The following is a 15,696-nucleotide window of genomic DNA, read 5'->3' on the forward strand; positions in this document are numbered from 1 at the left end:
CCCGACTGGGTACTGACGGCTTAGCTTCGCTTAAAGCCTTAGGGACATTGACCTTCACGATTTCAGGTTGATTTTCCATAAAAAAATACCTCACCAATATGTTTGATGAGATAATCATAATTCGAATTCCGCCTAAATCATAGACGGTCGGTTATTAGGTGCTTACGAAAAGTCCACCAACCAAATATATAAAACCAGTAGCAAAAAAACTTTGTAATTTCTTTTTATCATTATAATTCTCCATTCCTCATTATATCTTATTGATTTGATAAAAATTAATAAGGAATATTAACGTAAGAAAAGGGCACTGAGTATTTCTAATTGTATACTCTGTACCCTTCACTTAATCAATTTATTTTAATCCGACATTTAGATCCAAGGAGAATCACTTGCATTTTGTAGAGTCATTGGACCATATTTTGCTTCAATTTTGAAATCTTCTGAACTTAGACCCGTTAATTTTTTAAAATCATTCTCAAAATTAATCGGGGTTTCATTTGGATCATTCGCCGTCTTTAAAGTTAAAATATAGTGCTTATCGATTGGATTACTCCATATTCCGAGTGATTTTAGATCCTTTATTTTTAAATCGGGGACATCTTTTAGAAGCTCTATTTTATACTGTCGTCTATACAAGATATCTTTCAATTTCATGTAATCGCCACCTATGTGATTAATTAACACGCTCAAAATAAATATAACTTAGTAAGGCATCCAGAATTTTCCAATCTTCGTTTTACTAACAGAATACTGAACAGATGAAATATCAAATTGCTTCAAAAAATCAACGATTTCTTTTTCAAATTCTTCATCTGACAATTTGGTTCCTATATACCAAGTATTATTGTTAACGGTAATAGTCCCTAATTCAGTATCGTACTTTCTCTTAGCCAAATCATACACCGAATGAGCCTTATCACGACTTTCAAATTCAATTGCCCAAGTGTTGGGAACTATTTCAAATATCGATCTAAATTTCATCATATCAACCACCTAACAAATTATCTCTCAATTCTTTTTAGATATAAATAATAGTAAACCAGTGTTGAGATTACTGACGCAAGAACTATTTGAACAATCATTTTAATATTGAACCAATTATTCTATACTCCAAGAGTATTCAAAATATAATAAAAGATTTATATGTTCCATTACGCTTCTTCATAATACATCCCTCGTAAGACCTGATTTTTTGAATCTTCCACATATATAACATAGCAAAATAAACTTCTTAAAATCAAAAAATATCTTGAATCCCCATTATTGACATCCTGAATATACAAAATATCATCCAAAGCAATATCTTGATTGTGAATACGCCTCTAATTCTTATCCAGCAACTTATCCTTATAATACTTAAAAAAAGTTTCCTTACCAGTAATGATATTAGTCTTTCCACTCATACCATAGTGTACTTGAGATGTAATATTCGATGTATCCTTAGCCTGTGCAGTAACAATATAGTAACTTCCTTGATTAACAGGTACAGGAGCGACACTGATATTGTTAATCACACCATCAATGATAATGGGTCTAGGAACATTTCTTCTTATCTCCAGGCGCATATGTTGACCCTTTTTTATTGAAGAAATATCTCTTGAGGAAACATAACTTTGAATTTTTATTACCCCATCATGTTTCAATACTGGATAAATTTCAGCCAACTCTGAACCCGATCCCACATATTTTGCACCTTTTAAGGACTGATTATTCATATGAATAACTCCTGATTTTTTAGCAGTGACATACGAATCTTTAGAAATATCTTCTAACTCTTTTATGTTTGTATCTAAATCTTTCCCTTGTGCACGTAATTTTACTAATTCTTCAGAGATACTCTTTAATTGGTCATTTTGTAATGAATCTAATTTCTTGTTATTAGATTCAATATTATAATTAGTATCACTAAAATCCTTCAGCGAATCCTTCTGTTCCTCAGAATTCTTAATCTCATCATTGGTACTATCGATCTGTGATTGCAAATCTTTCAAATAACTCTGCTTTACGGTGGACTTGTCGGTTGTGCTTTCAGCATTCTTAGATTCTGATGTATAACCATCATAAATATAGCCATAAGTTGAACTTGATGAGTAACTTTTCCCGTTCTTTATTGCATCAAAAACGGCTTGATATGCTTGTAAACTGGTTTTTTTCTGCTTTATCGTATCATCATACAAACCTGACAGTTGTTTTATCTTATCATCCGAGAATGACGATTTATCTTTTAACATCTGATTCTCAATATCATAAATATCTCGTTGGTTTAAATAACTCTTTAGTAAATTACGATACCCAAAAGTATCATCATCCGTAAACGAATCTTGATTAGACTCAACACCCTTTTGGAAAAGATTCAATCCGGCAATCTGATCATTGATATTGCTTTTTTGGTCCTTCAAAGTATTTAGTTTAATATCATTGCCAGTATTCTTATAAGTGATAAGGATACTGCCTTTCTTTACATATTTACCTTCTGCCAAATAGTTCTTTTTGATGGCACTATTAGATGGCGATTGAACGATTGGAATACTATTTTTACTACCAAGTTCGCCAATCGATTCAATCGTCACCTCGCGTTTCATAAAGAATGAAAAGAATACAATCAGAACAAACAATATAGATATGGGAACAATTAGTAATGCAGAAAAATTATTAAATCTTTTATTGTAGAATTCGCTGCTCTCTAAAAATTTCTTATCCATTATCGTTTTCCCCTAATTGTTCAAAAGATTGAAATAATAATCCTTTTTATTTATCAATTCATTATGCGTGCCCTTTTCAACAATCTTACCTTTATCTAGAACAACTATATTGTTAGTTTTCTTTGCAATAGAAAGTCTATGAGCAATGAAAATAACTGTTAAGTTCTGTAATTTCATAAGATTATTCATAATCCTATTTTCAGTTATCGAATCCAAACCACTTGTCGATTCATCAAAAATCAACACTCTGGCCGGAGATAATAGTGCTCTGGCAATCGTGATTCTCTGTTTTTGTCCACCAGAGAGTGTATTACCATTCTCATCAAGCACAGTTTCAAATTGAAGTGGCATTCTTTCGATATCTTTATCAATTTCAGCAATCCTACAAGCTGTCATGATATCATCCTCAGTGATATTAGGCCGACTGCCTAACGTTAGGTTTTCTAAAATACTGCCTGAAAAAATGTACGGAGATTGTGGTATATAGTTTATAAACTGTCTGAGTACATGTTTATCAATATTTTGAACATCATAATTGTTAATATAAATCTTTCCATCATTAGGTTTAAAGAAGTCGACCAATAGCTTAACTAAAGTCGATTTGCCTGAGCCACTCATACCAACAATTGTTAATTTTTCACCAGACCGAATACCTAAATTGATATTATTCAAAACATTCTCACCATAACCATAGCTATAATCAACATTTTCAATCCGAATATCACCAAACAATTGCGAAAAGTTAGTTATTGAACGTTTCTCCTTGAATTCAGAGTTTACTAGATATACTTCGTTCAAACGGTTATTAGCAACTTTAGCCGACTGTAACTTGGGCTGTAAGTTAATGATGTTCTGTAATGGATTCACAAAATAAGTTAACAATGCGTTATAAGTCATTAACTGTCCAACTGACAATTTATTCTTAGTGACCATGATAGCCCCAACCCACAACACAACGACGCTGAGAATCAGTTGTAAGAATAGTTTGATTGCCTGTTGTAAGGTATCGGCCTTTATATAACTAAGACTCTTTTTTAAATAATCGACAAATTCACTATCGATCTTGCCGTAACGTTGACGCTCACTGGTTAAGGCTTTAATTGTTTCAATCCCATGGATATCTTCAATAATAGAAGAATTCAATACTGATCCACTTTCCATTTCTTTTTGGTTAAGTTTTTCAAATGGCTTGGAAAAGATCCAAATGATCAAAACATAAATTGGCAACGAAATTAGGGTAATAAAAAATAGCGTACTGTTTTGAATAACCAAAACAGTACCCATAATTATCACAATACCCACATCAAGAAAAATTGAAATAATCGTACTTGCTAATGCATCAATAATCTTATTGGCATCATTAAAACGAGAGACGATTTCACCCGTTTTTCTGGTTGCAAAAAATTCCATTGGTAGTTCAAAGATATGCTTGATATAACCCAAAATAATATCAATTGCTAATCTCTGACCTAAAATTGATAATAAGAAATCTCTGGAGTAAGTGAACATTGATTGAAAAATATACAATACGATCAATCCCAACGAAATAATCGCTAACGTACTATTCATATTATTGGGAATGTAAGTATCAATAACAGTCTGTAAAAAATATGAACCTAAAATACTAATAATAGTAATCAAAATAGCCGCTAAAATAATATTGATTACTAACCTCTTTTGTTTAAATAAAACCGGGATAAATGAAAATAAAGATTCTTTTTTATCAACCTTTTCTGGTCGATATTCAGATGTAGGGGCGAAGAAAAGTGACACACCAGTCCATTCAGAAGCAAACTTTCGATTGCTCATCTTAGTAATTTTAACCGTTGGATCAGGGTCAGCAATAATTACATGGGTCTTAGTACTGCCCAAAACAACATAGTAATGCTCAAGAGTTCCGTTCTTAACAACGTGAGCAATGAAAGGATAAGTAATATCTTTTTCTTTGAAGAGATCCATGTCAGCCTGAATTGCTTGAGTTTCGAAATTTAACTTTTGGGCCGTTTTGACCAAACCTAAAGCAGTCGTTCCTTCTTTATCAGTCTTAGCTAAGTTTCTCAATCTAGCAATTGAATACCTAGAACCATAATTCTTCAAAATCATGGCTAAAGCGGCTACCCCACAGTCACTCTCGTCTACTTGTGGTATGTAAATATTTTTGCTGACTCCCACAGATGTTATGTCCCCTCTTTGTAAAATATCTATTTTTATTCTCTCATAGTTTGTTATAAATATCGTTTTTTTTATATTAACGTCATTTTTTCCATACTAACGCTAATATAAAAAACATGCCTATTATAAAATCATAAATGCAAATACTATTAAATTAGTACAAATATGTACGGATATATCAAATTATCATCTGTTATTTGATATACTATTGCATACAAAATTACACCCAAATATCCTAAAAAGGAAATATCATATATATCTTTTAATTCTGAAACATGAATAAGCATAAATAGAAATGTAGTAACTAAAATACTTAGGATGGAAGTAATCATCTTATTTTTTATAATTTTATTTAAATTATATTTTAAAATCACTTTTTGAATTAAATATTGAAAAGTTATTTCTTCCATGATTGGTCCGACAAAAACCGAAATAAAGAATATTAATACTACTCCTATGGGGACACTAGTCCTAACTCCACTTTCTATTCCTGATTGATTTGTAGAACTTGCTGAAAGGAAATTCTGAATCACGATTTGAAGTAACAGATCTGAAACAACAAATAATGGGATAAGCCATACTTTTTTGAAATTATTAATAATTTCATTGATATTTCTCTTAAAATCACTCTTTAATATTATTACCGCAAAAACACAACTTAAAAATTGTAAACTAAACACTATAATTGTAGAGTTGGTTTCGTTAAAAAAAGAATTAAGAAAATCTAACAATACTTCAGCAGTAACAAATAAAATAAAACAATAAAAATAATTCTACGATTAGTCTTTGACATAACATTACCTTTCTGATTTAAAAAGAAGTCTATGAATAGCTTCATAGACTTCTTTCCTTTAATGCCACGATCCACCGATTTTTCCTTTGATCCATCCCCAAATATGTACCATCCTGCCACCTGTTACATTCATAAGCTGTTTTTTATTTAAATTATTATATTTTGTTAACATCATAAGTCCTCCCAATATTAATTATTAAAATCCAAGTTGAATTTAACGTATTAACAATAAAATATTTATTTTTATCAAGCAGATTACAAGTTTAATCCGAGCATTTTGAAAAATATTCTTTAAATACTCTAATGTTAAGTTTCCAGTTCAACATTTTTGATGAGTGGTTTTCTCTGAGGCTGTAAACCTCTATTACTAGCCAGTGTCTCAAAGCGCTGGCTTTTGTTTTCCACTAAAGTCAAACTGCTCTTATCCTATTGCTTACCACTTTAATTGGTTTTTTACGACTTGCCACTCCTGAAGAGGTATCCATATTCATGGGATATCAGTTTATCTGTAGCCATATCTTTCTTTTCTTGGTCACGAAGTGTACAAATGACAAAAATAACCGGAGGAAATTACCTATGGAAAGGTTTAATACATCTTTGCTTAATGCATTAGCAAAAGTTAAAAATATCAAAGAAATAGAATCCTTCAGTAATGGTCAATTATCATCGGAATCAGTTGCTGTCAATTTAGCTGCCGTCTATAATAAGTTAAAACTTTATACAGTTAAAGCGGAAAAACATTTTTTATCCACTAGTATTCAGTTATATTTTACAATTTACGGATCATAAAAATAGCGACTTACAAATGAAATTAATTCTTTCATTCGTAAATCGCTATTTATTTAACTAATCAATTAAATTATCATTATATTCATGCAACTAGGGCATAAACAGTGGAATAATGAGTAATATTTTTAACCATTGTTTAAGAAAGTTGGGATGTTTAACATATTCTTGGTTTGGAGTTAATAGATAATATATTTCTACAATTACTGTTAAAAATAACGATGTAATGATCCATACACCAATCCATACGGTGATAATTAACAATTCAGCAAACATAATTATCTTTTTTTATAATGAGTACTTTTAAGACCCACAGTAGAAACCTTTCCAGGCCAAAATCCACCACCCATTCCAAATCCCATCATCTCATTTTTTCCACCTGTAACTTGTTTTAATTTATCTTCTTCCAAATGTTGATTGCCAATCTTAAAATCCATTTTTTTATTAACGTTCATTTAAACCACCTCCAATAATATTAGTTACTTCAGAATTACATATCACCTTATATTTTTTTGATTCCATTGTGCTCTTCTGATTTCTATACAATACTATGATAAAATCCCTATCACAATTTCATTATATGCTGCTAATAAACTAACAATAAAATTAATATATTAACGTAATGTGATCACACATTATCGCACTTATGTCTTACTACTTAATTGTTCAACTAATTTCCATCTAGATGGATTCTTAGGATTAAGAACCACAATTGCGAGCACAAGGTATATTGTAAATGGGAATACAATTTCTACAATAAGTGAAATTGGATCGGTAGGCATTTTTTTCTGCACAGTTCCTACCCTTACTATAATAAAATAATCAATTGCAAAATGAACTAGCATCGGCATTAAAATACTCCCTGTTCTAACATAAAGTGCGCATAATAAGCATCCCATAGCAGATACTTGAATTACTTGAACCATACTTATAAGAAAACCTTGTGTAACAATATGTGCAAAATGTGCAGTCCCAAACAAAAGGCCTGAAATTACAATGGCAAATATAATCTTCTTTCTATTAATTTTATTTTCAAAACTATCTAGCAAACTAGTTAAGATAACACCCCTAAAGATATATTCCTCAGAAGAGATGCTAGAAAACCCACTGTCAAGGCAAGCAAAACATTTTTGCTGATTATGAATCGAAGAAGTAATCAAAACTGCCACTATAATTACAACAAAAAAACTGTCTTAAATCCGACTTTCATTTTCAAATAAATTTTTTGGTGAAATATCCATATATTCACTAAAATTCCAAATAATAATTCTACTATCTTAAAAAATATTAAATATATATTAGTTTCTAAATTAAATAATAGATGAAATTAGGAAACTCATATCTTATAGATTCCACTACCAGCGCCCAAAGGCGCTGGCTTTTGTGTTTCACTAAAAATTGTAAGATATTTAACATTCAACCTTTACACAGAGAAATTATTACTAATTTACCTACAATTAAACAAATGCTAACTTTCATTTTATTGATTAATTCCCATTTTCCCCAGATGTCTTGGATTAAGAACTAAGTCTGTAAGAACAATATACCCTGTTAGTAGAAATACAATTCGATAACAAGTGACAGCGTATCAGTTAACGCCTTGCCTATTCACATTGAACCGTTCTCTTATTTCTCCCCAAAATAAAATATTCTATACTTTCTGGTATTGATGAAGTAACCCCTTTAGTTTGGACACAAAATCAAACTAAGAGATTTTTCTTATAGTAAAATTTAATTTAGAGTTTAGAATCAAAATAGTAACTAAGTATTTGAGTGGTTGTGGGTCTACAACAATAGTGAATTCAGTTATTGACTTAGGACTTTTAGATACTATTATAAAAAAGCCATCGCTTAGATTCGGCGATGGCTAATTTGCTTATGATTTTAGGTGATGATTCACGCCCTTAACGTTTATCCAATGACGTTTCTTTTGAATACGCGTATAGTACGTTTTATTTGATTTCAAATATATTATTGAAGTAGCAACTAATTTAATCTTGGATGACTCTTATCCGAAATTGTCTGTATATGGATTGTATTGATGACGTGGTTTTACGCGCTTGTTATGATTATTCCACCAACTTATACCACCCTCTAACCAACTTGATCCACCAGTTACTTTCTGTAATTCAGTTGTACTTAAATCTTTAAATTGTTTCATTTTTATACCTCCACAGATATTCTGTAATGTAAGGATAGATAGTATCTATTCGATGTTAACTTTCTTCTATCCTTATCAATAATGAACTTAAAATTTTAATGATTAAGAATGTGTTTGAAATCTACAAGAATTCAAGGTGTCCTATCCCAATTCAAACTATCTTTTCAAGAAAGCAAGTACGTTCTTCTTATCCGGCTTCATGCTTCCTGCTAAGAACGCAATTATAATTGCGATAACAGCAAACAAAACTTCCCATACTGACCATTAAAAAATTATTGTTAAAGCTAACATAATAAAAGAATCAACAAGACTCCATCTCTGGGTCCTAATTTCAAATACGGATACATTATCATCAGATGCTACTTCCTTCACCATTTGATATACATTGAATAAGCTCAACTAAGATTTCTGATATCATCACCTACTTTATACCAGAAAGTCTTTCTCACTTGCTCTTCATATAATTTCTTCCTAGTACACCTTAAGTATAATCAGCATTTTATTAATAGTTTCAATAATATATTAACGTTGGATTTAACATATTAACGAAAGATATATACACTCATAATCTAAAAGAATAGTCATTTTTTTAAAAGACAATTATCTAAAAAAATTATTGCTGGTAAAAATGAGATTGCAAATATATATTAAGCCTAAAAAGGGAACATATGATTTATCAAATCATATGTTCCCTTTTCACTTAAACAACTTACTAACAACTGAAGATTTTCTAATAGAAACAGAGCACTGAAAATCATTATCCAAATATAGGATTCTTTTACGAGCATCATACGAAACCAATCTATCGACATTAACCAGTGAACTCTTATCAACTCGTACCAAGTTATCATATTTAGCTTCAAGGGCATTTAGATTTTCTGGGAATGACATTTCTCTATTATCTGATTCTAAATTAACTTGGCCAGGGGTTTCCTTTTCGGTATATAACAAAATTAATTCTTTCATGGGAACAGAAAAATATTTTGATCCAATCTTATATCCAAACGTCATTTCTTTTTCATAAATAGAATCCTGATAATATTGTTCGGTTAATTCAATATCCTTAGTGATCTTTTCTTTTATTTCTTCGGAATCGTTATCTTTCAACACATAATCTAGCGGTGAAACTTTCCGTTCTAGTGTTAAAAAGGCCATCTCTTCATGAGTTGTTACGAAAACAATCCTGGCATCAGGCATATTATTTCTAACAAACTCCGCTATTTTTAACCCCGCCTTGACGTCACCATCAATCTCCATATCCAAAAAGAACAAACCAAACTGATCCTTAGAAAAATTATCATAAAAGGATTCCGTGTTACTAACTTCTACTACATTCATTGCATAGTCATTAATCATTATTGTATTATCGACAATTTCTCTATAATACGCTCTTTGATTATCATCATCTTCTAACAAATAAACTGAAAACATTTTTACCTACCTTTAAGAATTATCAACGTAATTCTTAATTTATTACCGACAATCTCAGTATCAAGATACAAATTGCTATCTCTATCAATTAATTCAGATACATTGGCCAAGCCTGTCCCATGACCTGCACCCTTTGTAGAATATCCTTTTTTAAAAATATCCTTAACATTTATCTCATGACTTAAAGAATTCTCAACTGATACTTCCAAAATATCATCATTTTTAACAAATGCCAAATCAACATTTTTATTTAAGCCATTAGCGGTTTCTTCAATTGCATTATCAAGTAATATCCCAATTATCCTAACAATATTCAATACATCATTATCAATTTGAATATAATTATCGATAATTTCTACATTTAGCCTGATTCCACTAGATTTTGCTTTAAAAAATTTCTGAATGATCAGTCCTCTGAGTGGTTCGTTAGATATCTTTTTATACTCAGACACAATTTTTCCATCTAAATCTGTTGTAAATTCTTTTTGTTGAGTTAATTCTTGATATAACTCTTCATAATCCTTGCCAGTTTTTTCAGCGGAACCTACGCTCATAGATAATACGATATTTTTAAAATCATGCTTGAAACGTCGTAAATCGTCATATTGTTCTTGGATATTCTTCAAATATTCATTCATTTGTTTATTTTGTTCTAATTCATTGGCTATTTTTTGATTTGTTGAAAAAGCTTTAAACAAATTAACCATTTGCCAACACATAAAAAAAAGAAAAGATACAAATATTATAAGAATAGTACCATTCATAACAGATGTTATATTTTCTAAACCATCGATGAAAAGTATCACTTCAAATGAAATAAAAATAAAAATTAGCATCCAAAAGAATTGATTTGAAAGTTTTAAATCTTTAATTTTTTCTTTTAGATAAAATATTTCTTCTTTTTTACTTTTTATTATTTTTAATACAATGATAAAAATAATGGTATTTATTGCCAAGCCAAGAATAGGTTCTATATTGTTTACATTTAATAAAGACTTTAATTGACTTATATGAATTATTCTAGCAATTAAGCTACCCAAAAGTGAAAAAATCATTTCAACAATAAGCGATACTGTTACTATAATAATATTGCTTTTATCGAATTTAATATTCTTTTCTTTCAAAGCTTTTCTTACAATAAAATACATTAAAAATAATACATATGTAAAACTTTCAAACAGTAAACTTATGACTCCCCAAATCATAGAATAAAAAATATTTTTCAATACTATTGAGAATGAATTATTAAATTCCATATTTGTATACATTGTTAAAACAAAAAAAATAAAAGTACTATCTAAGATGAACTCCATAGGAATAGAAACATAAACCATTATTAGTGTTTGAACCAACCTATAATCTCTTTAATGAATCCCTTGGATCGATATACCATTGTTAAATCTTTTCCCTTACCACCCGATATTATTGCCAATTCTTTTTCTGAAATATTCTTTTTCATGATAATTATCTCCTTAATGAACTTTAGACTATCAGATAACATCATAGTAATTGTACTATCTTTAATTACTTTGACCACAAAAAAATATAAACGTTGAATTATTCATATAAACGTTTATATTTTTTAAATTATCTCCTCAAATTTCAATCATATAATATAAATTACTCAATTGGAATCTACCCTGCCCTTTTCAAGAATAAACAGTAACTTATCAAATATTGTTAATGAAAGAATTATTTACTGAATATATTCCATTATCAATGCTTCCGTATGAACACAGCAAAAAATCACAAGTTAATCATATCTGATAAAACCTCAGATAATAAAAGGAACATTCTTTCTGCTACCAAGTATAGATTAGTAACATTCAAGATATAAAAGTACCCTATTCATGACAATTTTTTATTTATTCCTAAACTGTTGTTATAATTTCCAATAATAAAAATATTAAGAAACTAGGTAACAAGAATGTCTCTACGAAAAAGACAGGAACAAGAGAATCTAGCAAAAGCCAAATTTGCTGTAACTATTAACTCACTATTGGCTAAAGATACTATTAGCACCCCTGAAAGAAAATTCTTATTAGAGGCTAAAGATGAGCTGAATAAGAATTATTCTTTTGAACGTGTTGCTGGGGACCTGCAAGGTAATCTAACCTTCTTGGCAATGAAAAACGAAATTTCTAAAGACGTTGGTCCTTTATACTTACAGATCACTGATACACAATTTATGGATAAAGGTCTTGGCGGTTTGGGAATGGCTTTTTCAAGTATGTTCCACGCCTAGCACTTTTTCTTTATATTTTAAACTTAAGACCATTTTTACCCAGGTTCAGTACATTTTTCTCTTTAATTATTCTAATTTCAGTACACTTTGCTTAGACATCAGGAGGCACAAAATGAAAATAAATTGGTTCTCAGGTGGTAATGATCGTGGCAATGAGGCTCTTTCAATCATCAATACATTATTAAATGATATAAACAATAATCCTAAAGATATTCCACTTCAAAAAGTCCTATACGATTATAAAGATGAATTAGAAAAAAGAGAATCTTCAATACCCTTCATTATTAAGCAGAATGAATATTGCTATTTCTAATGTTGTAACAAAGAATGGAATTGTTTTATCTGATAATCAATCTAGCAAATTAAGTAAATTGATTAAGTTATCTAATATTCGATATGGTTATTAATTTTTCCATTAAAAGGGCCCCCTAGTTTGCAAACTAGAGGGCCTTTTAAGAATTTCAATATTTTACTATATCTGTCCAACCTCAACCGAAGCATCATTGGATAATTTCTTATTTAAATACTTTTCCATTTCCTTATATGAAATATTAAAGTTCATCTCAACTTGTTGTGGTCGTTTGGTATTAAAGATCACTGCCACTTTTGGTTTCTGTCCTTGAATCTCAATCGGAATCAAAGTTACGTGGACGATTTGGGCGTAATCTAATACCCCAGAGAAGAAGCCATTAACAACGACTTTCTTCTCACCGACACCACCTACTCCGTTCATGATATTCAATAACATGAACAAAGCTACCATGATGATATATGACAGCTGACCTGTTGGCGATACTAATAACCATGCACCAATAAACCCAGCAAAGATTAAAGATGAAACTTTATAAATCGATCTTATTTCAATTTGTGATTGCCAATAAACATTGAAGGCTGCACCAAGGAAAAAGATGACATCAACTATTAGTAATATTACACTCATTTTAACTTCATCCCTTTTCTAGTAATTATAATCAAGTGAATTCATAAATTCAAAAATATTTACTACTTACATTGTATCGTAATACCGTAGCAATTACATGTCGACAAGCTCATTGATATAAGATCATTTTATATTTACCAAAATATAATTATATCCATTTTGTCGTACGCTTTCAAAGCCAACTGTCACAAGCGATTGTTTCATTTTTTTAGGTCATCTTAATTATTAAGTTTATTCCCCTTTAAAAGTAGTCTCTAACATGATATTATACTTGAAGATTAAAAAAGGGGGATATAAGCTTGAGTGAAAAAAATAAAAAACACGAAAGCCTAATTCATTATGCTAACGGCCCTTCCTTGGAAGAAATTAATGATACCGTTGAGGTTCCAACTGACGCGGGTTTCTTTAAAACCCTATTAGCATACAGTGGCCCTGGTGCTTTGGTTGCCGTGGGTTACATGGATCCAGGTAACTGGGTAACATCAATTGCTGGTGGTGCTCAGTTCAAATATAAATTACTATCTGTTATCTTGATTTCTAGTTTGATTGCGATGCTTTTGCAATACATGGCGGCTAAACTAGGGATTGTGACCGGAAAGGATTTAGCTCAGCTAACTAGAGAACGTACGTCAAAAGCTGGCGGTTTCGTACTCTGGGTAATTACCGAATTAGCTATTATGGCAACCGATATTGCTGAAATCATTGGTTCCGCCATTGCTTTGAAATTGCTTTTTAATATTCCAGTCCTCTGGGGTGTTATCATCACAGCCTTTGATGTTCTACTATTATTAGTCTTGATGAAATTAGGTTTCAGAAAAATTGAAGCTATCGTTGCCACACTTATTATGGTTATCCTATTTGTTTTCTTATATGAAGTTATCTTGGCACGTCCTGATATGGGACAAATGGTCGTTGGATTCGTTCCTGATCCTAAGATTCTTCAAAACCAAAGTATGCTCTATCTTTCCTTAGGTATTGTTGGTGCAACAGTTATGCCACATAATCTTTACTTGCATTCTTCGATCTCACAAGCTAGAAAATACGATCGTAATGATCCTAAGAGTGTTCACCAAGCTGTTCGTTTCTCAACTTGGGATTCAAATATCCAATTAACTTTGGCTTTCATTGTTAATACTTTGCTCTTATTACTTGGAGCTGCATTGTTCTTTGGTACTAACAGTGACCTTGGTCGTTTCGTTGATCTATTCAATGCTTTACAAGATCCTAAGATTGCCGGAGCTGTTGCTAGTCCAGTATTAAGTATTCTTTTCGCAGTTGCTTTATTAGCTTCTGGTCAAAATTCAACTATTACGGGTACACTTTCAGGACAAATTGTTATGGAAGGTTTCGTTCATATGAAGATGAAGCTCTGGGCCAGACGTGTCATCACTCGTTTAATGTCAATCATCCCAGTTATCACATTCGCTATCATCTATAATGGCAACGAAGCTAAGATCGAATCACTTTTGACCTTCTCACAAGTATTCTTAAGTGTTGCCTTACCATTCTCAATTTTCCCATTGATCAAGTTCACAAGTAATAAGAAATTGATGGGTGAATTCGCCAATAATAAATTAGTTGAATATATCGGTTACTTTATTGCGATTATCCTAACTATTTTGAATGTTTGGTTGATTTATACGACTTTCGTTCCAACTGCTTAATTAACTAAAGGACCCTGAAAGTGTTAGAAATAATCTAACACTTTCAGGGTCCTTTTTTTACGAGACCAAATATTCTTCAAAATTGAACTTATGAAGTTTTCTCTATAATTGCACACCCTGTATTGCATTATCGTATGTCCACTCCAATAGCTTATCCATATGATTGCTTTGGTAATATGAACTAATCAACTCATTCCATACTCCCCATCGATCAAGTGGAACATTGATTATTCCAGCTCCGTTATCAATCATTAACTTATTTGCGACCAGAGTTGCGGTACGCTTATTACCATCCCAGAATAACTGTTTCCGCATATTATGATACATAATTCTAAGAGCCTTTTCAGTATTTGAGATATTGCTTTTTAACAACTGACTCAGATAATCTGTTTCATTACTGATATCAACCATATCTGGAATAAAGTTATTATCCAGTCCAATATCAAGGGCATCATCTCTTGCAACAATTTTATTTATGCTTTTTTCAAAATCAAGTATTAGCACTTCGTCACTTTCCGTAATTAATTGCCAGCCTCTTTTTATTTGGACAATTGTGTTAATATCTTCAAGTTTTACACCCTCAACTCCTAATCCGTCGATAATTGTTTGCGTTTGAGCTAGGGTCGTATTAATGCCTTCAAAGCGTGCATTTGTGTGAACTAATCTTGTAAGATTCATACGTGCAAAACGTCGGTTTTGATCTTTTGTTAGATGATACTTTTCTCTCATAATTATAGATAACAACAAGGAAAAGCACAAAAAAGAATCAAAATATTCTTTTTCGAATCTACTCATTACTGAT

At 31.0% G+C, this 15,696-nt stretch carries 18 protein-coding genes and 1 pseudogene; 4 read left to right on the forward strand and 15 right to left on the reverse strand.

What is annotated here, in order from left to right; translation table 11 throughout:
- Positions 1-369: 369 nt before the first annotated feature.
- The 6 genes from CBP76_RS00005 to CBP76_RS12970 all read right to left on the reverse strand — a co-directional run bounded on the left by CBP76_RS00005 (position 370) and on the right by CBP76_RS12970 (position 5,842).
- On the reverse strand, positions 370-654 hold the full coding sequence (locus CBP76_RS00005; RefSeq protein WP_102194877.1) for a hypothetical protein: 285 nt from the start codon (positions 652-654) through the stop codon (positions 370-372).
- Positions 655-702: 48 nt separating this feature from the next.
- Positions 703-984 carry a hypothetical protein gene (locus tag CBP76_RS00010; protein ID WP_133120366.1) on the reverse strand — a complete coding sequence of 94 codons (282 nt, stop codon included), beginning with the start codon at positions 982-984 and terminating at the stop codon, positions 703-705.
- A gap of 338 nt (positions 985-1,322) precedes the next feature.
- A complete protein-coding gene (locus CBP76_RS00015; RefSeq protein WP_102194879.1) occupies positions 1,323-2,702 on the reverse strand; it encodes a bacteriocin secretion accessory protein in 1,380 nt (459 codons plus the stop codon).
- Between the two features lie 12 nt (positions 2,703-2,714).
- Positions 2,715-4,874: a peptide cleavage/export ABC transporter gene (locus tag CBP76_RS00020; protein ID WP_102194880.1), complete on the reverse strand. Its 2,160-nt coding sequence runs from the start codon at positions 4,872-4,874 to the stop codon at positions 2,715-2,717.
- A gap of 149 nt (positions 4,875-5,023) precedes the next feature.
- Entirely contained in the window at positions 5,024-5,605 is a 582-nt protein-coding gene (locus CBP76_RS00025; RefSeq protein ID WP_102194881.1) for a CPBP family glutamic-type intramembrane protease, read from the reverse strand.
- A gap of 120 nt (positions 5,606-5,725) precedes the next feature.
- Positions 5,726-5,842, reverse strand: coding sequence for a bacteriocin (locus tag CBP76_RS12970; RefSeq protein ID WP_117589395.1), 117 nt, complete (start codon positions 5,840-5,842; stop codon positions 5,726-5,728).
- 401 nt (positions 5,843-6,243) lie between these two features.
- Between CBP76_RS12970 and CBP76_RS00030 the strand changes: the two genes are divergently transcribed.
- The gene (locus CBP76_RS00030) at positions 6,244-6,456 is read left to right on the forward strand and encodes a hypothetical protein (protein ID WP_102194882.1); all 213 of its coding nucleotides are present in this window, start codon (positions 6,244-6,246) and stop codon (positions 6,454-6,456) included.
- Between the two features lie 275 nt (positions 6,457-6,731).
- Here the strand turns inward: CBP76_RS00030 and CBP76_RS13085 are convergent, their stop codons facing one another.
- The 7 genes and pseudogenes from CBP76_RS13085 to CBP76_RS13430 all read right to left on the reverse strand — a co-directional run bounded on the left by CBP76_RS13085 (position 6,732) and on the right by CBP76_RS13430 (position 11,504).
- Complete coding sequence (locus CBP76_RS13085; RefSeq protein WP_166667128.1) at positions 6,732-6,908, reverse strand: hypothetical protein; 177 nt, start codon at positions 6,906-6,908, stop codon at positions 6,732-6,734.
- Positions 6,909-7,097: 189 nt separating this feature from the next.
- The gene (locus CBP76_RS00040; protein ID WP_166667129.1) at positions 7,098-7,622 is read right to left on the reverse strand and encodes a CPBP family intramembrane glutamic endopeptidase; all 525 of its coding nucleotides are present in this window, start codon (positions 7,620-7,622) and stop codon (positions 7,098-7,100) included.
- An 839-nt stretch (positions 7,623-8,461) separates the two neighbouring features.
- Positions 8,462-8,614: a bacteriocin class II family protein gene (locus CBP76_RS00045; protein WP_102194885.1), complete on the reverse strand. Its 153-nt coding sequence runs from the start codon at positions 8,612-8,614 to the stop codon at positions 8,462-8,464.
- 156 nt (positions 8,615-8,770) lie between these two features.
- Positions 8,771-8,967, reverse strand: a pseudogene (locus tag CBP76_RS13535) (hypothetical protein).
- A 343-nt stretch (positions 8,968-9,310) separates the two neighbouring features.
- Positions 9,311-10,045, reverse strand: coding sequence for a response regulator transcription factor (locus CBP76_RS00055; RefSeq protein WP_102194886.1), 735 nt, complete (start codon positions 10,043-10,045; stop codon positions 9,311-9,313).
- Between the two features lie 2 nt (positions 10,046-10,047).
- Positions 10,048-11,397 carry a sensor histidine kinase gene (locus CBP76_RS00060; RefSeq protein ID WP_102194887.1) on the reverse strand — a complete coding sequence of 450 codons (1,350 nt, stop codon included), beginning with the start codon at positions 11,395-11,397 and terminating at the stop codon, positions 10,048-10,050.
- Positions 11,382-11,504 carry a hypothetical protein gene (locus tag CBP76_RS13430; protein ID WP_281258450.1) on the reverse strand — a complete coding sequence of 41 codons (123 nt, stop codon included), beginning with the start codon at positions 11,502-11,504 and terminating at the stop codon, positions 11,382-11,384. Before CBP76_RS13430 ends, CBP76_RS00060 begins: the two co-directional genes overlap by 16 nt.
- A gap of 468 nt (positions 11,505-11,972) precedes the next feature.
- Here CBP76_RS13430 and CBP76_RS00065 point away from each other — a divergent pair, with 468 nt between their 5' ends.
- On the forward strand, positions 11,973-12,290 hold the full coding sequence (locus CBP76_RS00065; protein ID WP_102194888.1) for a bacteriocin immunity family protein: 318 nt from the start codon (positions 11,973-11,975) through the stop codon (positions 12,288-12,290).
- Positions 12,291-12,402: 112 nt separating this feature from the next.
- Positions 12,403-12,603, forward strand: coding sequence for a hypothetical protein (locus CBP76_RS00070; RefSeq protein WP_245865503.1), 201 nt, complete (start codon positions 12,403-12,405; stop codon positions 12,601-12,603).
- Positions 12,604-12,762: 159 nt separating this feature from the next.
- On the opposite strand, the gene CBP76_RS00075 is transcribed toward CBP76_RS00070, so the two are convergent.
- On the reverse strand, positions 12,763-13,230 hold the full coding sequence (locus tag CBP76_RS00075; protein WP_102194889.1) for a hypothetical protein: 468 nt from the start codon (positions 13,228-13,230) through the stop codon (positions 12,763-12,765).
- Positions 13,231-13,529: 299 nt separating this feature from the next.
- Here CBP76_RS00075 and CBP76_RS00080 point away from each other — a divergent pair, with 299 nt between their 5' ends.
- Positions 13,530-14,894, forward strand: coding sequence for an Nramp family divalent metal transporter (locus CBP76_RS00080; protein ID WP_102194890.1), 1,365 nt, complete (start codon positions 13,530-13,532; stop codon positions 14,892-14,894).
- A 102-nt stretch (positions 14,895-14,996) separates the two neighbouring features.
- On the opposite strand, the gene CBP76_RS00085 is transcribed toward CBP76_RS00080, so the two are convergent.
- On the reverse strand, positions 14,997-15,623 hold the full coding sequence (locus CBP76_RS00085; protein ID WP_117589396.1) for a Fic family protein: 627 nt from the start codon (positions 15,621-15,623) through the stop codon (positions 14,997-14,999).
- Positions 15,624-15,696: the final 73 nt, after the last annotated feature.

This window comes from Companilactobacillus nuruki (assembly GCF_002872255.1).
GTDB lineage: Bacteria > Bacillota > Bacilli > Lactobacillales > Lactobacillaceae > Companilactobacillus > Companilactobacillus nuruki.